This is a genomic window from Dactylosporangium sp. NPDC050688, from assembly GCF_040654515.1.
Lineage (GTDB): Bacteria > Actinomycetota > Actinomycetes > Mycobacteriales > Micromonosporaceae > Dactylosporangium.
The window spans coordinates 71,423-90,037 of the sequence record NZ_JBFAIC010000002.1 but is presented as its reverse complement, the minus strand read 5'-3'; the positions used below and the strand labels follow the sequence as shown (position 1 = coordinate 90,037).

Genomic DNA, 18,615 nt, shown 5'->3' with positions numbered 1-18,615 from the left:
TCCGCGGCTGACCGCACGATCTCGGGTTTGATGACGCCACGCTACCGTAAAGTTACTGGCAGTCACTGAATTCCATTCACATCGGGCCGTGGCTCGTGCTGGCCGATGTCGAGCCGACCCCGCCGGTCGGCGCCGGCGCCGACCGGCGGGCGCCGGGAATGACGAAAGTAGGTCACGTTCAGCATCGAGACTGTTACGTTTCGTGACGTTGGGTGTACTCACGGTTCGTTGGTGATCGCGCGCCCTCATTCCGACGCATGGGTATCGAACGCGAACCCCGGCAGCCTGCTGCTCGCCAACCTCAACAACGGCTACTCGGTGTCGGCGGCGGCGACGATCACATCCGTCACCCCGGCGAGCGGCCCGGCCAGGGGTGGCATACCGATCGTCGTCACCGGCACCAACCTGAACGGCGCCACGGTCACGCTCGGCGGCGTCTCCATGACTCCGACGATCGCCTCCGACGGCCTGAGCTTCACGGCCGTCGCCCCGCCGCACGCCGCTGACGGCCAACCGGTGACGCTGTCCGTCACCACGGCCGGCGGCACGGTGCACCGGCAGGGCGCGTTCACGTACTCCAACGGCATCACGGTCTCGCCGAGCACCATGCCGAAGACGCTGGCCGGCACCGGCCGGACCATCGAGATCACGGGCGTCGGGTTCTCCTCCCTCAACCCGCAGAGCACCGCCGGCGGCACCACGCCGGACACCCTGGGCGCCCACGTCTTCCTCAGCCGCGGCGCCTACAACAGCGCCACCGTCGCCGGTCACAAGGCCAGCCCGCAGGTGTCGGAGTGCGCCGACGTGCTGGTCCTCAACGACGGCCTGCTCATCTGCAAGGTCGGCATGGTGCCGTACACCCGCACGACGAGCGACGCCACGGTCACCGGCACCACGTTCGAGTCGCCCACTGCCAACTTCACCTCGGCCGACGTCGGCCTGGCCGTCACGGCGGGCACCGCGACCGGTGGTGCGCCCGGCGTCCTGGCGGCGAACACCGTCATCTCGAGCGTCACCAGCCCGACGACCGCCGTGCTCAACAACGCGGCGACCACCGACGGCCTCCTGGTGAACGCGAACCTGGCCAGCTCGCGGACGATCGCGTCCGCGACGACCGCGACCAGCGGCGGCGTCACCACGCTCACGGCCGCCAACGGCACGGGCCTGTTCACCAACGCCGACGTCGGCCGCATGGTGAACAACACCGGCGTGTACATCACCTCGATCACGGACACCGACACCGCGATCCTGTCCGGCCCGCTCGCCACCGACCTCAGCGCGGCCAACGCGGTGCTCAAGAACGTCCTGCCGGACGGCGCGTACACGGTCACCGTGGTCAACGACGGCCGCCTCAACGCCGTCGCCAACAACCCCAACTACAACCAGTCCGTCATCTCCAGCGGCTCGACGTTCACCGTCGGCGACTACGTGACGACCAGCTGACCCTTCCAGCAACGACGCGGCCCGGGAACCAGCCAGGTTCCCGGGCCGCACCGCGTACCGCTCAGGGCGCGGGCATGGAGCCGACGCCGGATCGGGCAGGTCATGCCGTTCAGCCCGTGGTTGCAGCAGCCGTACGGGTTCTTGGACCCCAGCGAACGGTGACCTACTGTTGCTGCGGCCGTGAGGCGTAGGTCGTCCACAGGTCGACTGCCTGCTGGAGGTCGAGTGCCGCGACGGCCTCACGACTCATGCCTGCGGTATACACGAGTCTGTCGGCCAGCCAGGCAGGCACCGGTTCACGCGGCGCCGGCTGTGCCACCGCCACATCGCCGGCGAGCCGGCCGAGCTGTTCCACCACGTTCGCCAACTGGACCAGCTCGGGACGCGTCGAGCCTGCCGTTCGCAGTCGGCCGACGGCCTCGGTGTACACCTCGGCGTCGGCGCGTGCCCCCACCGCCCAGACCTCGCAGATTTCGATCGCCTTGTCTTCGGTGATCCGGTACACGATGCGCCAGGTGTTGCGGCCGACGACCAGCTTCCGGAATCCCGTGAGCTCGCCCCCGAGTGGATAGCCCGCTTCCGCGTCGTCGGCGAGGAGGAGAATCTTTTTCAGCACCCTCGGGACGGCGTCGGGTCCGATGCGCCGGAGGTCGTCGATCGCGGCTTCCGTAAAACTGATCTCCGCCACGGCTACTCGTCGTCAGGGAGCGCTTCGAGCGTCTCGCGGGTGTGTCCGAACGCGCTCAGGACGTCGTCGAGCGGCGTCCGGCGCCCGGTGTCGGTTGCCGCTCGGGCAAGCACCAATGCGAGATCGTGCAGGTCGGCCACCGCCGCATCGATCTCGGCGAGGCGCCGCATGCTGACGACGGCGGCCACCGGCTCCTGCCGCCGGGTAACGATGACGTCGGAACCCTGCTCCGCGTCCGCCACCAGTCGAGCGACCCCACATTGCGCGGCTTCGGTCACGCTCACGTGTCGAGGCTCGTGGAGAATCGTCATACCGAAACTGTACAGGTATCTGTGCACGATGCAGGTCGTCGAGCGGATGCCCGTCGAGGGCATCCGCTCGAGCGGGGATCAGGCGGACAGGAAGCCGACGCCGATCGGGCCTGTCAGCCGCCCGAGCAGTCTCGGTGACGGCCCCTGGACCGGATGAAGACCGGACACTGAGGTTCGGCACGCAGATCGACGTGCAGCACATCATGCTGGACGGCTCCAGCCAATCGCAGGGCGTCACACAGCGACACGTGGCCGGCTATGTCGCCAAGTATGCGACCAAGGCCGCTGAAGTGGCCGGTGCTGTGGATCGACGGGTGCGCAGACTGTTCGGCCTGGACGATGCCGACATAACACCACACGCCGGCAAATGATTGCGACTTACCTGGAGTTGGCGGAACTCCCCGAGTACCGCGACACCACGCTGGTCAACTGGGCACACATGCTCGGCTATCGCGGGCACTGCACGACGAAGAGCGCGGCCTACTCTACGACGCTTTCGAAACTGCGGAGCGATCGAGCCGAGTATCAGGCAGCCAGGCGCCGAGAAGCGCTCGGGTTGCCGGTCATCGACCCCGCCACAGTGGTTGTCGACGCCGAGTGGCGATTCGTCATGGCTGGCCTGCAACGGGGCGAAGCCGCGATCCTTGCTGGATTGCGCTCGGCGCCCGAGTGATCACCAAAGTGCGGGGGTGACCTGGTTCAGAGTTTCTTCACTGAGTCAAGGCGCCGCTGACGCGGCGCACCGCGGCGCCACGGGGTCGCTCCGCGACCTGCGCTTACGCCTCCGGCGACGCGCAGGTCCGCGATACTGTGCCGCCCATGGAACAGCGGCAGGTCACCGTGGAGGTGCTGCGTCGCGTCATCGGCCGACGGCTTGTCGCCGTGACCGAGGCCCGCCACTGGTACCGAGGCCGCAGGGATGGCGACGCCGAGAGCTTGCTGCACCTCTGGCTGCATTTCGCGGATGTCCCACCCGTCAAGGCCCACGGCTGCGGCGAAGACCTATTGCTGGAGTTTGCCGAACCGTACGCCTCGTACGACATGCAGGAATACGGGAAGACTCGGGTCGGGCCGGCGCAACACCCTGACCTCCTGGCGGCGTATGTAGGGCAGTTGTTGCTCAACGTCGCGCCGATTCAGGGCTACAGTCTGGAGCCGTCGGTAGCGGGTGTCCGACTGCGGTTCGAGCGAGAGGACCTGGTCGTCGCGTCGCTCAGCGACGAGTGGCTGCTGGTGAAAGACCAGGTCCCGGAGCAACTCGCGGCCTACCTGACAGTTGGAAGCTGGCTGGTCAGCCCGGCCGAGAAATGAGGCGTGTGCCGACCGTTGGCCGCAGTGCTGTCGACTCCTCGGCGGTACGCAGCCACGCAACCCCAGGACGACAGCAACGGCGACAGCAACCGCACCGAACGACGCCGTTTCGCCCCAGTACGGTGCAGGCACCGGAGCAGCCACACCGGCCGCCGACCGGGAACAGGATCGCGGCTCTTAATCTGCGGGTCGCCGTCCACGTCGCCGCGTAGTAGGTGCCGAGCTGCAGGGCTGTGACGAGCGCGTGGGTGGCTGAGCACCGTCCTGGTTGGGGCGCTCGGCTGCCGCGCCGCTTTGCGGCTTGCCAACGGGATGAGTGGCTGGGGTGGTCGCCGCTCGCGCTCGGCCTGCTGGCGGCGCACGCGCCGGCATCGGCCGGCGCGGCGGCTTCGCTATCGTCGATGCGTGACGGACGGACGCTCGGCCGAGTTGACCCGCTGGACCATTCACGGCGAGCGCATCGTCGATGACACCCGCCGGGCGAAGCTCAGCATTGCCGAGGTTGAGCTACCTGACGGTGTGCGGTTCGAGCAATACGTGCTCCGCGTCCCCAAGGCCGCCATGATGCTCGTCGTCGACGACGAGGACCGGGTGCTCATGATGTGGCGGCACCGGTTCATCATCAACCGCTGGGTGTGGGAGCTGCCAGGCGGCTACGTCGACGACATCGAGGACCCGGCCATCGCCGCAGCCCGGGAAGTCGAGGAAGAGACCGGCTGGCGGCCCCGTGAGGTCGAGTTCCTGTTGTCGATCCAGCCGATGGTCGGCACGGCCGACGCCGAGAACCTGCTCTACCTCGGAAGGGGAGCGGACTTCACCGGCGCGCCGATCGACGTCAACGAGGCCGAGCGCATCGGATGGATCCCGCTCGACGACACCCTTGACCTGATCGCGCGAGGTGAGATCGTCGGCGCCGCCTCCGTCGCGGGCTTGCTGCGGCTGCTGACGACGCGCAAGGAGTAGCTACCGCAGCAGGGCGCTCACCCGCGTGTTGAACTGCCGCACGAGTGGCGCCTTCCCGTACGGCGCAAGGCTGTTCTGCAACTCGCGGAGGTAGCCGTGTGCCCGCGCTGAGTGCAGCCGCGTCGTCAGTTCCAGCGCCTTGTCGCCGATCGCGCAGGCTCGTGCGGCGTCGCCGACCTGAGCGCATGCGGTCGCGAGGAGCAGCAGGTTGAACGCGCGGCCCCGCACGTACCGACTGTCCATCTTGAGTGACTGCACCGCGAACCGCTCGGCCTGCTTGCCCTGCTTGAGTTCGCGGAAGCAGTGGCCGAAGCGGGCGGCCAGGTACGCCTCATCGAAGTACGAGATCCGCTGCGGGTCGCGGCTGCGGTCGGCCTGGTCGAGCGCCACCTCTGCACGGCTGAGCAGCGCGGCGCATGTCGCCGCGTCGCCGAGGCGGGCGTGCGCGTGGGCCTGCATCACCAGCGCTTCGGCGACGACGACCGGCACGCCGGCGTGGTCCGCCGTCCGGCCGGAGGCCCGGGCGAGCTCGACCGCTACCGCCGAGTCGCCGAGGTAAACGGCCTGATGGCTCATCGCGGCCAGGATCTCCGCGCCGAGCGGCTTGTCGTCGGCCGCCTTCGCCAGGTCGAGCGCCTGGATCAGGTAGCGCTGGCCGAGCGCGTGTTCGCCGTCGTCGTACGCCATCCAACCGGCGAGCTGCGTGGCTTCGGCCGAGGCACTCAGCAGCGCCCGGCCGGTGGCGTGGTCGAAGCGGCCGTCGCGGAGCAGGGGAGTGACCTCGTTGTCGAGGTAGCGCACGAGCGTTTGCCGCAGACGGCCGCCGCCGTACTGGTTGTCGAGCTGCCGGAAGGTGCCGGTCATCTCGCGGATCATGTCAACGTCGGGTTGACCGACCGCCCGCTGGCCGGTCTTGGCCAGGTCGACCTGACCCTCGCCGGTGAACCAGCGCAGCGCAGGCAGCGTGAAGCCCGCCGCCGTGAAGGCGCCGTACCGCAGGACTTCCCGACGTTCCACGTCACCTCGCCACAACTCGACCGCTGCCGCTACGCCGTCCTGCCAGGTCCCGTGTACTGCCGCTGGCGGCTCCACGCCTGCCGAAGCATGACCACCCGGCGCCAAGCCCAGCAGGACACGTGGTGTCGACGGCATGCCGAACCCGTCGGCGATCCGCTCCAGGACGTCGATCACCATCACCTTGCGCCCGGCCATGATCCGGCTGACGTAGCCCTGTTCGAGCCCGGCCGCTATGCCGAGCTGGGTCTGGCTGGCGCAGGTATGACGGCGGACGAGCTGGAACAGCGCGCCGATGTCACGCTCGGCGAGTGCGCCGCGAACGTCGTCACGCGCCCAGAACTCGTCCGGGACGCGCAGCGGGTCGCTCGCTCGGTGCGCCATATGGCCGAGCGTAAGTCGACCAATGGTGAGGAGTCGAGCACGTCATGTCACGGTGACATGCGTCGACGCCATGCCCGAGCAAGGAGACCTACGGAATGGTCGGAGTCGGCGCCGGGATGAGTGGAGGCGTCAGGGACCACCGCGGCTGGGCGGTCGCCGAGTCCCGTATCCCGCTCATCCCGGCTGCCATCCATGCCAGCGTCGTCATCACGGGAGGCTCGCAGTGACGGCGATAAGGAGCATGCATGGAGGAGCGCGGTGCACAGCAGACGGTCAGGCTGTTGATCGATACCGGGAAGTGCCGGGTCGAGACGCATCCCCAGCATGGAGTGGTGATCATCGGGATGTTGGTCGCCAAGGTGGTCGACGGCCGGACCGTCATGGTCCCCAGCAGGTAGCAAGACGGGCGCCCGATGAGGGCGCCCGTTTCGTTCGTCGTGGGTCAGGCAGGCAGCGATCCGACCCCGATGGGGCAGGTCATGCCGTTGGGGCCGTGGTTGCAGTACCCGTTGGGGTTTTTGTCACTTGAAAGGTACTGCTGGTGGTAGTCCTCGGCGTAGTAGAACGGGCCGGCGGGGGCGATCTCCGTGGTGATCTCGCCCTTGCCGGCGGCGCGGACGACCGGGGCGAACGCCTCGCGGGAGGCGGCGGCCGCGGCGGCCTGGGCCGGGGTCGTGGTGTAGATCGCCGAGCGGTACTGGGTGCCGACGTCGTTGCCCTGGCGCATGCCCTGGGTCGGGTCGTGGTTCTCCCAGAACGCCTTCAGCAGGACCTCGTAGGAGACCTTCGAGGGGTCGTAGACGACCTGGACGGCCTCGGTGTGGCCGGTCCGGCCGGAGCAGGTCTCCTCGTAGGTCGGGTTGGCGGTGAACCCGCCCTGGTAGCCGACGGCGGTGGAGTGGACGCCGGGGATGCGCCAGAAGATGCGCTCCGCGCCCCAGAAACAGCCCATGCCGAAGTACGCGACCTCCAGGCCGGCCGGCCAGGGTCCGCGCAGCGGGGTGCCGAGCACGGTGTGGGTCGCCGCGACGGGCATCTCGGTGTCGCGGCCGGGCAGGGCGGTCTCGGCGGTGGGCAGGTCGAGCGGCTTGCGGGACCACGGGAACACGATCAGCTCCTAACGAACGTGAGGTCTCCAGTGTCCCTCGCGCCACGGCGAGCCGCCTTACCGAGACATTACGGCTGCCGGGGTGCGGATCCGGTGGCCCGTGACCCGGCTCACCTTGTCCCGCACTATGGTCGGTCCATGACGCACGGCTTCGAGACCCTTGCCATCCACGCCGGCCAGGAGCCGGACCCCGCCACCGGTGCGGTGGTCCCGCCGATCTTCCAGACCAGCACGTACGCGCAGGACGCGGTGGGCCACCCCCGGCGCGGCTACGAGTACAGCAGGACCACCAACCCGACCCGTGACGCGCTGCAGGAGTGCCTCGCCGCGATCGAGGGCGGCCGCCGGGCGCTCGCGTTCGCCTCCGGCCTGGCCGCCGAGGACACGCTGCTGCGCACGGTGTGCCGGCCGGGCGACCACGTGGTCATCCCCGACGACGCGTACGGCGGCACGTACCGGCTGTTCGCGAAGGTCGCCGAGCGGTGGGGGCTGGAGTTCACGCCGGCGTCGATCCACAGTGTCGACGCGGTCCGGGCGGCGATGACGGACCGCACGAAGATCGTGTGGCTGGAGACGCCGACCAACCCGCTGCTGGGCATCGCCGACATCGCCGCGCTCGCGCAGGTCGCGCACGACCGGGACGCGCTGCTGGTCGTCGACAACACGTTCGCCTCGCCGTACCTGCAGCAGCCGCTGCACCTCGGCGCCGATGTCGTCGTGCACTCCACGACGAAGTACATCGGCGGGCACTCCGACGTGGTCGGCGGCGCGCTGGTCGGCGACGACGAGGAGCTGCTGGGGCGGCTCGCGTTCCACCAGAACGCGATGGGCGCGGTCAGCGGGCCGTTCGACGCGTGGCTGACGATGCGCGGCATCAAGACCCTCGGCGTGCGCATGGACCGTCACTGCGACAACGCCGAGAAGGTCGTCGAGTTCCTGTCCCGGCACAAGGCCGTGCGTCAGGTGCTGTACCCGGGGCTGCCCGAGCACCACGGGCACGAGATCGCCGCGAAGCAGATGCGCCGCTTCGGCGGCATGGTGAGCTTCCGGGCCGCCGGCGGCGAGGAGGCCGCCGTGGAGATCTGCAACCGGGCGAAGCTGTTCGTGCTCGGCGAGTCCCTCGGCGGTGTGGAGTCGCTGATCGAGCACCCGGGCCGGATGACCCACGCCAGCGCCGCCGGCTCGCCCCTGGAGGTGCCGGGCGACCTGGTCCGGCTGTCCGTCGGCATCGAGACGATCGACGACCTCCTCGCCGATCTGGAGCAGGCGCTCGCTCGTTGAGACACTGAGCACCAGCCATCGACGGCCGGAAAGGTGTTTCAGATGCTGCACCGCTCCACCACCTGGGTCGGCACCACCGCGCGGGAGATCGCCCGCGCGGTGCGCCGTGGCGACACGTCCGCCACGGAGGTCGTCGCCGACCATCTCGACTCGATCCGCGCGTACGACCGGGTGATCGGCGCGTTCCGGCAGGTACGCGCCGGGGAGGCGATCGCCGAGGCGGAGATCGTCGACGAGCAGCCGGAGCTGCGCAACCTGTCCCTCGCGGGGGTGCCGATCGCGGTGAAGGAGAACGTCGCGGTCACCGGCCTGCCGACGTGGAACGGCTCGGCGGCGGCCCGCGGGCCGGTCGCCGAGCACGACCACGAGGTGGTCCGGCGGCTGCGCGGGGCCGGCGCGATCGTCGTCGGCGTGACGAAGATGCCGGAGCTGGGCATCTGGGCACTCACCGACGACGCCGACGGGATCACCCGCAACCCGTGGCGCACCGACCGGACCCCCGGCGGCTCCTCCGGCGGGTCCGCCGCCGCGGTCGCCGCCGGCCTGGTGCCGATCGCGCACGGCAACGACGGGCTCGGCTCGATCCGGATCCCGGCGGCGTGCTGCGGGCTCGTCGGGATCAAGCCCGGCCGGGGCGTGGTGCCCGCCGGGATCGGCACCAACGACTGGCACGGCCTCGCCGAGAACGGCATCCTCGCCACCACCGTCGGCGACGCGTCGCTGGGCTTCGCCGTCCTCGCCGGCCGTACCCCTGAAGCTCTGCAGGCACCGGGCAAGCTGCGGATCGCGGTGTCGCCGCGCAGCCCCGCCGCCGGCGTGTTTCCTGACGCGGCCGCGCGCAAAGGGCTCAGCGACGCCGGGCGGCTGCTGCTCGGCCTCGGCCATGACGCCGTGCGGGCCGACCCGGTGTATCCGCCCGCGCTCGCGGTGAGGGTCCTCGCCACCTGGTTCGCCGGCGCCCACGCCGACGCGGCCGGGCTGGACGCGGCCCGGCTGCAGCGGCGCACCCGCCGCCACGCCGGCCTCGGCGAGCGGGCCCTGCGCCGCGGCCTGGTCAGGGAGGCCGACCGCGACGAGTGGCGGGAGCGCTGCCACAACTGGTTCGCCGGCGGCGGCTTCGACGTCCTCGTCACCCCGGCGCTGGCCGGGCCGCCGCCGCGCGCCGAGCGCTGGTCGGAGCGTTCGTGGTCGGCGAACATGCTGGTCAACACCCGGTACGCGCCCTACAGCGCACCGTGGAACTTCGCCGGGTTCCCCGCGGTGGTGATCCCGGTCGGCGTGCGCTCCGACGGCCTGCCGGCCGCCGTCCAGCTGGTCGGCCCGCCGGGCTCCGAGCTGCTGCTGCTCGCCCTCGCCGGGCAGGTCGAGCAGGCCGCGCCGTGGCGCCGGCACGCGCCCGGCTGGCCGCGCATGGCCGCCCGGCGGTGACGGTGGGGCGGCCCGGACGGCAGATCAAGGCCATCTCGAGCTGGGCGACCGGGGCGATGCTGGCCGTCGCCGCGGCCGCCCTCGCCCACCTGTGCGTGGCGTTCCTCCCGCTCGCCGACATCTGGGCCGCGCACCGGCCGGGCGGCGACGCGAGCGCCGTCGCGGGCGCGGTGCGGCTCGGCACCTGCGCCGTGCTCGCCGCCGCCGTCCTCACCGCGTGGGCGGCGTTCGCCGGGTGGGCCCGCCGGGCCAGGTCCAACCTGGTGGCGTTCGGCATCCGTACCGGCTCCGCCGTGCCGTTGCGCGACGTGGCCCTCGGCAGCGTCGGCCGGGCCCCGGCACTGCGCCGCAGGATGTCGGTGCTGACCTGGCTGTGGTGGCTGAGCCTGCTGGTCACCCTGGCCGCGGTCGGCCTCGGCGCGCTCGCCGGCCTCGACAACCTGCGCGAGATCGACGCCGTGCGGGACCGGGTCGCTGCCGGCGGGACCGTCGACGGGGCGCTGGTGTCGCACCTGTTCGGCCGGCAGCTGCTGCTGCGCCTGCCGGGGGCGGTGCTCGGCGTCGTCGCGGCCGTGTCCGCCCTGGTGCTGATCGCGAGGGTGACCAGCGCGCAGTACGGTCGCGTCGCCCGCATCCGGGGCTCGGCGGTGCCACGGGCGACCCTGCGGGCGCTTCGCTCCACGGATGACGACTGGACGGTGGTGCTGCCGGTGGCGGTGGGTGGCACGATCAGGGAATGACCGACGTCCCCTTTGAGCTCGTGACGCTCGCTGACATTGAAGCGGCACGTGACCTGCTGTCGGGTGTGATCCGCCGGACGCCGGTCGAGCCCAGCCGGCCCCTCACCGCGAAGCTCGGCGGTCCCGCCTGGCTCAAGTGCGAGAACCTGCAGCGCGCCGGGTCGTTCAAGGTCCGCGGCGCGTACGTGCGCATCGCCCGCCTCAGCGACGACGAGCGACGCCGGGGCGTGGTCGCGGCCAGCGCCGGCAACCACGCCCAGGGGGTCGCCCTCGCCGCCGGCCTGCTCGGCACCACCAGCACCGTCTTCATGCCGGTCGGCGCGCCCCTGCCCAAGATCGCCGCGACGAAGAACTACGGCGCCGCGGTCCAGTTCTCCGGTACGTCCGTCGACGAGGCCCTCGAGGCCGCGAACGAGTTCGCCGAGCGGACCGGGGCGGTGCTGATCCACCCCTTCGACCACCCCGACATCATCGCCGGGCAGGGCACCCTCGGCCTGGAGCTGATCGAGCAGCTGCCCGACGTGCGGACCATCGTCACCGGCATCGGCGGCGGCGGCCTCATCTCGGGACTCGCCGCCGCGGTCAAGGCGGTGCGCCCGGACGTGCGCATCGTCGGGGTCCAGGCGGCCGGCGCCGCCGCGTTCCCGGAGTCGCTGCGCGCGGGCCGCCCGGTCCGGCTCGCGGCGCTGGGCACGATCGCCGACGGCATCGCCGTCGGCCGCCCCGGCGACCTCACGTTCTCCCACGTCAGCAAGCTCGTCGACGAGGTCGTCACGGTCACCGACGAGGACATCTCGCGGGCGCTGCTGATGCTGCTCGAGCGCGGCAAGACCGTTGTCGAGCCGGCCGGCAGCGTCGGCGTCGCGGCGCTGCTCGCCGGGGCCGTCACGGTCGAGACGCCGGTCGCCGCGGTCCTGTCCGGCGGCAACATCGACCCGATGCTCATGCTGCGGGTGATCGAGCACGGCCTCGCCGCCGCCGGCCGCTACCTGACCTTCACCGTGCGCTGCGGCGACCGCCCCGGCCACCTGGCGAAGATCCTCGGGCTGATCGCCGAGCACGGCGCCAACGTCGTTGACGTCGCGCACCGCCGCCAGGACCCCCGCCTGCAGCTCGGCGAGGTCGAGATCCACCTGTCGGTGGAGACCCGCGGCTCCGAACACTCCGACCGGCTGGTCAACGCGCTCCGTTCGGCTGGGTACACGGTGACGTTCGGCGCGTAGAAGATCGATGTGATCTTCGACCGGCTCGCGCGCCGCTCCGCCCGCCGCCACGCCCTCGCCACCTTCGAGGCGTTCCGCGACGGGGCGGCCCGCACCACGACCGCCGGATCCATGGTGCTCGTGGTGTCCTCGCTGCTGCTGTACGCGCTGATCCTGGCCCTGTTCGGCGCCGGTGTCTGGCTGTGCACGGTCTCGGTGCCCGGGGCGGTCGCCGGGCTGTGCCTGATCGTGCTCGCGGTCCTGCTGCGGCCCCGCACGGGCCGGGTGCCGAAGTACGCGACCGAGGTGACCGAGGCGGCGGCGCCGCAGCTGCACGCGCTGGTCCGTGAGGCGGCGGCGGCGCTCGGTGCGCCGGTCCCGCGCGTCTATGTCGAGGGCGACGAGTTCGGCGCGCAGGCCGACATGGTGGGCCTGCGCCGCCGTCCGGTGCTGGTGCTGGGGCTGCCGCTGTGGAACGCGCTGCCGCGGCAGTCACGCATGGCGCTGCTGGGCCACGAGCTCGGTCACTTCGTCAACGGCGACCCGCGCCGCGGCCTGCTGGTCCAGCCGTCGCTGACGACCCTCGCCGAGCTCGACGCCCTGCTGCTGCCCGAGCCGACCCGGGACACCGACGGCTGGCGTAATGCGTTCCTGGTCAACTGGGTCGTCGTGCCGATCCTCAACGTGGTGAAGGCCGTGCTGCGCGCCCTGCTGTGGGCGCCGCGTACCGCCCTCGCCGTGCTGGCGCTGCGGGAGGGGCAGCGCGCCGAGTACCGCGCGGACCTGGTCGCGGCGCGGCTGGCGGGCCGGGCGGCCACCGTCGACCTGCTCGACGTGTTCGTCGCGCGGGACAGCCTGGCGATGCTGATCAAGCGGGATGCCCGCTCCGGGCGGCCGGTCGCCGAGTGGCCGGAGACCACCCGGCAGCTGCTCGCGGAGATCCGGCCGCAGCTGACGGCGCGGCGGGAGGCGGCGACGGAGCGCGACATCGCGCTGTTCGCCACCCATCCGCCGGCGGGGCTGCGGGCGCGGCTGGTCGAGGCGACCGCGGGAGAGTCGGCGGCCCTGGTGCTCGACGCGGCGCGCAACGAGCGGATCGACGCCGAGCTGGCCAGGCACAGTGCCAGCTCGGCGCGGACCCTCAAGGCATTGTGAGGCCGCGCCCCGGACGGGGCGCGGCCGCAATCTGGTGGCCCTTCCGCAGGCGGGGGCCGGCGAAGGGGCTCAGCCCGCGAACGGCTCGAAGGCGATGACCTTCACCTTGATCTCGGCGCCGCTCGGGGCCGTGTACTTCACCTGGTCGCCCTTGCCCGCGCCGAGGATGGCCTTGCCGAGCGCGGACTCGGGGCTGTAAACGGTGAGATCCGTCGTCGCCGCGATCTCTCGGGAGCCCAGCAGGAACGTCTCGGTGTCGTCCTCGTCGTCGTCGAACTGGATCGTCACGACGGTGCCGGGCGCGACCTTGTTGCTCGTCGGCGCCTCGCCGACGACCGCCTTGCGCAGGAACTCCTTCAGGTACAGGATCCGGCCCTCGGCCTTGCCCTGCTCCTCGCGGGCGGCGTGATAGCCGCCGTTCTCGCGCAGGTCGCCCTCTTCGCGGCGTGCGTTGATCTCCGCGGCAAGCGCTGGCCGGTTGGCGATGTGCTCATCCAGCTCGGCCTGCAGCCGGTCATATGCTTCCTGCGACAGCCAGACTGTCCCCTGGTCGCCGTCGGTGGTCGGCACTGAAGATCTCCTCACGGGCACGCTCGGTCAAACCACCAAAGTACCAGTGAGCCGCATCACCAATGGCATGGAAAAAGCTGGGTGCTCAGCGGGTGCGGCGCGGGCCGCAGGCCGGGACCTCCACGGTGACCGGCCGGTCGCTGGTGGCCAGGCGGTAGGTGACCGGCGCCTCCGCGCCCGCCGGCACGTCAACCTCGGCCAGGCCGACCTCCTCGCCGCTGGCCGAACGGGCCCTCACCCGGCAGGTCGCCTCCTTCGCGGCGTCCTTGCGGACCACGAAGTCGACCGTGATGCCGTCGTCGCTGATCGCGTAGAACCGCTGCACCTGCGGCTCGTACTCCTGCGGCCCGTACTGCTGGAAGAGCCTCACTGCGATGAGCACCCCGGCGACCGCGGCCAGGGCGGCGACGAGCGCGATCAGCCAGGTGCGGCGCGGCCGGGGCTCCCGGCGGCGGCCGTAGCGGCCCGGCGGGTATTTGGCTGTGGCGTGCGTCTCGGTCACGGGAAGACAGTCCTCGTCGTTTCGTCGGAGGTACCGACCACAATAGGGTCGTAACCCGGGGCGCCCCGGCAGCGGGGTTGACGGACACCTTGAGGAGAGCTCGTGAGCGAGCAACTGCGATTGATGGCGGTGCACGCGCATCCCGACGACGAGTCGAGCAAGGGCGCTGCCGCGATGGCGCGCTATGCCGCCGAGGGCGTCGAGGTGCTGGTCGTCACGTGCACCGGCGGCGAGCGGGGCAGCGTGCTCAACCCGAAGCTGGACCGGCCGGAGGTCTGGGAGAACATCGCGACCATCCGCCGGGCCGAGATGGACCGGGCCCGGGAGATCCTCGGCGTCCAGCAGGCCTGGCTGGGCTTCGTCGACTCCGGCTTCCCCGAGGGCGACCCGCTGCCGCCGCTGCCCGAGGGCTGCTTCGGCCTGATGGACCCGGACGAGGCCGCGGCGCCGCTGGTCAAGCTGATCCGCTCGTTCCGCCCGCACGTGGTCACCACGTATGACGAGGAGGGCGGCTATCCGCACCCCGACCACGTCATGACGCACAAGGTGAGCATGGTGGCGTTCGAGGCGGCCGGCGACCCGGCCCGCTACCCGGACCAAGGGGAGCCGTGGCAGCCCCTGAAGCTCTACTACAACATGGGCTGGTCCAAGGCCCGCATGCTCGCCCTGCACGAGGCGATGATCGAGGCCACCGGCGAGTCGCCCTACACGGAGTGGCTGCAGCGGTGGGAGGAGCGCGACGACAAGGGCGACCGGGTCACCACCCGCGTGCCCTGCGGCGAGTTCTTCGAGGCCCGCGACGACGCGCTGCGAGCGCACGCCACCCAGGTCGACCCGGACGGCTTCTGGTTCGCGGTCCCGCTCAACATCCAGCAGAAGATCTGGCCCACCGAGGACTACGAGCTGGTGAGGTCGCACGTCGACACCCGCACGCCGGAAGACGATCTCTTCGCGGGCGTAAGGTAGACGTATGCAAGCCCTGCAGTTCCTCGCCGAGAACAACTTCGGGGACACCCGCTCGGGCGGTCTGGCCGGCCCGATGGGGCTGCTCATCATCGTGCTGCTCGCGATCGCGACGGTGTTGCTGATCCGCAACATGACCGCGCGGATCCGCCGCCTGCCCGCCGAGTTCCCGGATCCCGACAAACCCGCCACGTCGTCCGACGAGCATGACCTCAGTGGCGGGCCGCAGCCAGAATCGCGGCACTGACCACTGTTGTGCCTTTCTTCCGTGCTTTAGCCTTCACGGGGTGCGCGTTCCTTTACCCGGACGCGTCTCCCTGTTGGGCAGGGAAGGGAGGCAGATGGTGGCCACCCCGTTTGTCCACATACCTGCTTACGCTGCGCACGCGGACCACCGCTTAGCGTCATTGTCGTTCATCGATTCGGCGCATCGATGAGGCCCGTTCCGGCGCGGCTCACCGCCGCGGTCGCGTCCGCCGCTGCCGTCAGCGTGGTCGTCGCTGGGGCGCTCGCCGCCGGGATCCCGACCGCCGCGCACACGGTCGGCGCCTCGACCGGCGTCCTCGCCGCGGTCGCGACCGGCTTCTGCGTGGTGGTCCTCGCCCAGCTCGCCCGCCTGCGGGTGCGCGCCGGCGCCGGGCACGCCACCCTCGCCTGGGGCGAGGCGGCGATGGTCGTGCTGTGCGTCAACCTGCCACCCGCCACGATCCCGCTCGTCGTCGCCGGCGGCGTCGCCGTGTCGCACAGCGTCCTGCGCGTCGTGGACGCCCGCGCCGGCCGCGTCCGCAGCCGTCGTGACCTGCTCTACAGCGTCTCCGCGCTCACCGTCGCCGGCAGCCTCGCCGCCGCGGCCACCGTCCTCGTCGAGCCGGTCCACGGGGTGCCGCTCACCCAGCGGGGCGTCGTCGCGCTGTGCGCCGGCGCGCTGGTGTACTCCCTGGTCGCGGTCGGCCTGGTCGGCGCGCACGTGGCCACCGTCCGGGGCGGCCGGCCGGCCGCCGTTGCCGTCGAGCTGCTGCGGGGCAAGCTCCTCATGGTCGTCGGCAACATCGCGGTCGGCCTGGTCGTCGTCTGGGCCTGCTTCACCGACATGCTCATGCTGCTGCTCCTGCCGCCCGTGCTGTGGCTGCTGCAGCAGCTGTACGCCAGCCGCATCGGCGACCGCGAGGAGCGCCGCACCTGGCACGAGTTTGCCGAGGCGGCCCGTGACCTCAACCGGCTGGACGTGCGCGGCACCGCCGAGGCCGGCGTGGACGGCGCCCGGCGCCTCTTCGGCGTCACCGACGCGCGGGTCGTCCTCGCCGGCGGCGCCGCCTTCGGCGCCGCGAGCACCGGCACCGCCGTCACGCACGCCCTCGCCGTCGGCCCGGTGACCGTCGGCGAGCTGCAGCTGGCCGGCCTCGGCCGGTTGCGCCCCCGCAGCCAGCGGATGCTCGACGCCTTCGGCGACGCCCTCGCCGCCGCGCTGCGCGACGCGGTCACCCAGGACGAGCTGCGCACGATGAGCGAGCGCACCACGTACGACGCCATCCACGACCCGCTGACCGGCCTGTTCAACCGCGCGGCGCTGCTGTCGCGGGGCAACGCCATGCTGCGCCGCCGCGGCGCCGACGACCCTGTCGCGCTGCTGCTGCTGGACGTCAACGACTTCAAAGAGGTCAACAACGCCCTCGGCCATGCCGCCGGCGACGAGGTCCTGCGTGTCATCGCCGGGCGGGTCGCCGAGGCCGGCAGCACCGGCGACCTGCTCGCCCGTCTCGGCGGCGACGAGTTCGCGCTGCTCATCACCGACCTCGACACCGGCGGCGCCGACCTCGCCCTCGCCGCGGCCGTCGAGCGGGCCCGCAAGCTCGCCGCCCAGCTCGCCGTGCCGATGCGCGTCGACGGGGTGCTGCTGTCCAAGGAGCCATCCATCGGCGTGGTGGTCGCCGCCGCCGGCGAGGTCGACCTCACCGAGCTGCTGCGCCGCGCCGACATCGCCATGTACCAGGCCAAGCACGCGATCCAGCCGGTCGCCTGGTACGACCCGGCCCGCGACGACGCGAGCACCGACCGCCTCGCCCTGCTCGCCGAGCTGCGCGAGGCGCTGCAGGCCGAGGGGCAGCTCACCGTCGATCTGCAGCCCGCCGTGTCCCTCGCCCCCGGCGCCCAGCAGATCACCGGCGTCGAGGCCCTCGTGCGCTGGAAGCACCCGCGGCGCGGCCTGCTCGCCCCCGGCCAGTTCCTGCCGATCGTGGAGGCCAGCGAGCTGATGGGCCCGCTGACGAAGTGGGTCCTGGACCGCGCCATCGGACTGGCCGCCGGCTGGCGCCGGGCCGGGCTGGCCGTGCCGGTGTCGGTCAACATCTCCGCCCGCAGCCTGCTGGAGCGGCAGCTGCCCGAGGTGATCGGCGACCTGCTCGGCCGTCACCGCCTCCCCGCCGAGCTGCTCGTGCTGGAGATCACCGAGACCGTCATGCTGTCCAAGTCGCCGGTCATCGACGACGTGCTCGCCCGGATCCGCCGCCTCGGCGTCCAGCTCGCCGTTGACGACTTCGGCACCGGGTTCTCGTCGTTCACGGTGCTCACGCGGCTGCCCGTACAAGAGGTGAAGATCGACCGGGAGTTCGTCGCGCAGATGATCGACTCGCCGAAGGCCGAGGCGATCGTGCGGGCCACGGTCGAGCTGGGGCTCCGGCTCGAGCTGCGGGTCGTCGCCGAGGGCGTGGAGAACCCCGACCAGCGTGCCGCCCTGGCCGCGCTCGGCTGCACCGCGGCGCAGGGCTTCCTGTTCCACCCGCCGCTCCCGGCCGACCGGCTCGCCTCCGTCCTGCGCGAGCGCCGCCAGGTCCAGCGTCGGCACCTGCGCGCCGAGGGCGCCGGGTAACCCGACAGCGCGGCCGCCCGGGGTTTTCCGTGCTCTAATATTGGAATGGAACATTCCGTTCTGATAGACTGGTCGTAGCCACCGAGTTGAGGAGTACGCGATGAGCTCGAACACCTGGACCGTCCTGGACCAGTCGCACGCAGCGCTGCGAGCGGTGCTCGCCGGCCTGCGACCGGGCGACCTGCTGCTGCCGACGCCGTGCGAGCAGTGGAACGTCACCCAGGTCCTGCAGCATGCCGCGGGCGACCAGCTCGGATTCGCCGCGACGATCACCGGGCAGGGCTGGCCGTCGTTCGACCCGTTCGCCCCGTCGGGCGAGCTGGACGGCGACCTGGACGCGTTCGTGGCGTACGTCGAAAGCACCATGCAGGCGTCGGCCGCGGCCTGGGCGACCGTCCCGGCCGACGCCACCGAGGCACCCACGCCGCTGCCGCAGGGCAAGATGGCCGGCTGGCTCGGCGCCGGGGCGTGCGGGCTCGACGCGGCCGTGCACGCCTGGGACGTCGCCGTCGCCACGGGTCGGCCGTCGCCGCTGTCTGACGCTCTCGCGGAGCGGCTGCTGCCGGTCGCGCGGGAGATCGTCGAGCCGCTGCGGGCGTACGGCGCCTATGCCGCCGCCCTGCCCGCCACCGGCGGCCCGGCCGTGACCCTGCTGCGGTACCTGGGCCGCGCCGCCTGACCCCGCT

The 18,615-nt window shown here is 71.7% G+C and carries 19 protein-coding genes and 1 pseudogene; 14 read left to right on the top strand and 6 right to left on the bottom strand.

The window, feature by feature from the left end:
* Nucleotides 1-231 precede the first annotated feature (231 nt).
* The gene (locus AB0H83_RS02805) at nucleotides 232-1,443 is read left to right on the top strand and encodes an IPT/TIG domain-containing protein (RefSeq protein WP_360085793.1); all 1,212 of its coding nucleotides are present in this window, start codon (nucleotides 232-234) and stop codon (nucleotides 1,441-1,443) included.
* 163 nt (nucleotides 1,444-1,606) lie between these two features.
* Here the strand turns inward: AB0H83_RS02805 and AB0H83_RS02800 are convergent, their stop codons facing one another.
* Entirely contained in the window at nucleotides 1,607-2,131 is a 525-nt protein-coding gene (locus AB0H83_RS02800) for a type II toxin-antitoxin system mRNA interferase toxin, RelE/StbE family (protein ID WP_360085790.1), read from the bottom strand.
* A 2-nt stretch (nucleotides 2,132-2,133) separates the two neighbouring features.
* A complete protein-coding gene (locus AB0H83_RS02795) occupies nucleotides 2,134-2,442 on the bottom strand; it encodes a hypothetical protein (RefSeq protein WP_360085787.1) in 309 nt (102 codons plus the stop codon).
* 134 nt (nucleotides 2,443-2,576) lie between these two features.
* On the opposite strand from AB0H83_RS02795, the pseudogene AB0H83_RS02790 reads away from it, so the two are divergent.
* From AB0H83_RS02790 to AB0H83_RS02780, 3 genes and pseudogenes are all read left to right on the top strand, one after another.
* Nucleotides 2,577-3,115: pseudogene (locus AB0H83_RS02790) on the top strand (replication initiator).
* A 146-nt stretch (nucleotides 3,116-3,261) separates the two neighbouring features.
* A complete protein-coding gene (locus AB0H83_RS02785; protein ID WP_360085784.1) occupies nucleotides 3,262-3,753 on the top strand; it encodes a hypothetical protein in 492 nt (163 codons plus the stop codon).
* Nucleotides 3,754-4,158: 405 nt separating this feature from the next.
* Nucleotides 4,159-4,716: an NUDIX hydrolase gene (locus AB0H83_RS02780; RefSeq protein ID WP_360086484.1), complete on the top strand. Its 558-nt coding sequence runs from the start codon at nucleotides 4,159-4,161 to the stop codon at nucleotides 4,714-4,716.
* On the opposite strand, the gene AB0H83_RS02775 is transcribed toward AB0H83_RS02780, so the two are convergent.
* Nucleotides 4,717-6,114 carry a helix-turn-helix transcriptional regulator gene (locus AB0H83_RS02775; RefSeq protein ID WP_360085781.1) on the bottom strand — a complete coding sequence of 466 codons (1,398 nt, stop codon included), beginning with the start codon at nucleotides 6,112-6,114 and terminating at the stop codon, nucleotides 4,717-4,719.
* A 245-nt stretch (nucleotides 6,115-6,359) separates the two neighbouring features.
* Here AB0H83_RS02775 and AB0H83_RS02770 point away from each other — a divergent pair, with 245 nt between their 5' ends.
* Nucleotides 6,360-6,512 (top strand): hypothetical protein, encoded by a 153-nt coding sequence (locus tag AB0H83_RS02770; RefSeq protein ID WP_360085778.1) that lies wholly within the window; start codon nucleotides 6,360-6,362, stop codon nucleotides 6,510-6,512.
* Between the two features lie 44 nt (nucleotides 6,513-6,556).
* Here the strand turns inward: AB0H83_RS02770 and msrA are convergent, their stop codons facing one another.
* Nucleotides 6,557-7,150, bottom strand: coding sequence for a peptide-methionine (S)-S-oxide reductase MsrA (msrA, locus tag AB0H83_RS02765; RefSeq protein WP_360086481.1), 594 nt, complete (start codon nucleotides 7,148-7,150; stop codon nucleotides 6,557-6,559).
* Between the two features lie 210 nt (nucleotides 7,151-7,360).
* On the opposite strand from msrA, the gene AB0H83_RS02760 reads away from it, so the two are divergent.
* From AB0H83_RS02760 to AB0H83_RS02740, 5 genes are read left to right on the top strand one after another with little or no spacing between them, the layout of a single operon-like run.
* The gene (locus AB0H83_RS02760; RefSeq protein ID WP_360085775.1) at nucleotides 7,361-8,503 is read left to right on the top strand and encodes a cystathionine gamma-synthase; all 1,143 of its coding nucleotides are present in this window, start codon (nucleotides 7,361-7,363) and stop codon (nucleotides 8,501-8,503) included.
* Between the two features lie 42 nt (nucleotides 8,504-8,545).
* On the top strand, nucleotides 8,546-9,931 hold the full coding sequence (locus AB0H83_RS02755) for an amidase family protein (RefSeq protein WP_360085772.1): 1,386 nt from the start codon (nucleotides 8,546-8,548) through the stop codon (nucleotides 9,929-9,931).
* A complete protein-coding gene (locus tag AB0H83_RS02750) occupies nucleotides 9,883-10,671 on the top strand; it encodes a hypothetical protein (RefSeq protein WP_360085769.1) in 789 nt (262 codons plus the stop codon). Before AB0H83_RS02755 ends, AB0H83_RS02750 begins: the two co-directional genes overlap by 49 nt.
* Nucleotides 10,668-11,894 carry a threonine ammonia-lyase gene (gene ilvA / locus AB0H83_RS02745; RefSeq protein ID WP_360085766.1) on the top strand — a complete coding sequence of 409 codons (1,227 nt, stop codon included), beginning with the start codon at nucleotides 10,668-10,670 and terminating at the stop codon, nucleotides 11,892-11,894. Before AB0H83_RS02750 ends, ilvA begins: the two co-directional genes overlap by 4 nt.
* Nucleotides 11,895-11,903: 9 nt before the next feature.
* Nucleotides 11,904-13,028 (top strand): M48 family metallopeptidase, encoded by a 1,125-nt coding sequence (locus AB0H83_RS02740; protein WP_360085763.1) that lies wholly within the window; start codon nucleotides 11,904-11,906, stop codon nucleotides 13,026-13,028.
* 69 nt (nucleotides 13,029-13,097) lie between these two features.
* Here the strand turns inward: AB0H83_RS02740 and greA are convergent, their stop codons facing one another.
* The gene (gene greA, locus AB0H83_RS02735) at nucleotides 13,098-13,598 is read right to left on the bottom strand and encodes a transcription elongation factor GreA (RefSeq protein ID WP_360085760.1); all 501 of its coding nucleotides are present in this window, start codon (nucleotides 13,596-13,598) and stop codon (nucleotides 13,098-13,100) included.
* Nucleotides 13,599-13,683: 85 nt separating this feature from the next.
* On the bottom strand, nucleotides 13,684-14,100 hold the full coding sequence (locus tag AB0H83_RS02730; protein ID WP_360085757.1) for a DUF4307 domain-containing protein: 417 nt from the start codon (nucleotides 14,098-14,100) through the stop codon (nucleotides 13,684-13,686).
* A 102-nt stretch (nucleotides 14,101-14,202) separates the two neighbouring features.
* On the opposite strand from AB0H83_RS02730, the gene mca reads away from it, so the two are divergent.
* The 4 genes from mca to AB0H83_RS02710 all read left to right on the top strand — a co-directional run bounded on the left by mca (nucleotide 14,203) and on the right by AB0H83_RS02710 (nucleotide 18,608).
* Complete coding sequence (gene mca, locus AB0H83_RS02725; protein ID WP_360085754.1) at nucleotides 14,203-15,066, top strand: mycothiol conjugate amidase Mca; 864 nt, start codon at nucleotides 14,203-14,205, stop codon at nucleotides 15,064-15,066.
* 4 nt (nucleotides 15,067-15,070) lie between these two features.
* On the top strand, nucleotides 15,071-15,310 hold the full coding sequence (locus tag AB0H83_RS02720) for a hypothetical protein (protein WP_360085751.1): 240 nt from the start codon (nucleotides 15,071-15,073) through the stop codon (nucleotides 15,308-15,310).
* 186 nt (nucleotides 15,311-15,496) lie between these two features.
* Nucleotides 15,497-17,929, top strand: coding sequence for a bifunctional diguanylate cyclase/phosphodiesterase (locus AB0H83_RS02715; RefSeq protein ID WP_360085748.1), 2,433 nt, complete (start codon nucleotides 15,497-15,499; stop codon nucleotides 17,927-17,929).
* 100 nt (nucleotides 17,930-18,029) lie between these two features.
* On the top strand, nucleotides 18,030-18,608 hold the full coding sequence (locus tag AB0H83_RS02710) for a TIGR03086 family metal-binding protein (protein ID WP_360085745.1): 579 nt from the start codon (nucleotides 18,030-18,032) through the stop codon (nucleotides 18,606-18,608).
* Nucleotides 18,609-18,615 lie beyond the last annotated feature (7 nt).